This window comes from Alcanivorax sp. HI0007, from assembly GCF_001635525.1.
In the GTDB taxonomy this organism is placed as follows: domain Bacteria; phylum Pseudomonadota; class Gammaproteobacteria; order Pseudomonadales; family Alcanivoracaceae; genus Alcanivorax.
In genome coordinates this window covers 1-229 of the sequence record NZ_LWEJ01000083.1, presented here as the reverse complement: position 1 = coordinate 229, position 229 = coordinate 1, and the positions used below count along the sequence as shown (strand labels likewise).

At 60.3% G+C, this 229-nt stretch carries 1 pseudogene; it reads right to left on the bottom strand.

Going from position 1 to position 229, the window contains the following annotated elements:
* A pseudogene (locus A3714_RS04005) lies at window positions 1–229 on the bottom strand (microcin ABC transporter permease); the annotation flags it as partial.

The window sequence follows — 229 nt, the reverse complement described above, 5'->3', positions numbered from 1 at the left end:
AAAATTGCCGGTGAAGTAATTCTTGATCATTAACCAGAAACGCTCGTGGGCGGGCTTGTCGAAGCCGTACATTTTCTCGATGCGCTCCACCAGCTCAGGGGGCAGGCCCTTGGCATTCTGGTAGTTGCCCCCCGTCATGGTGTCGGCGCTGCTGCCGGCAAAACTGCTGCCGGCACCGCCGGTGCCAACCCCCTGGAGTTCGGCCAGTGTCTTTTCAACCGGGCCACCC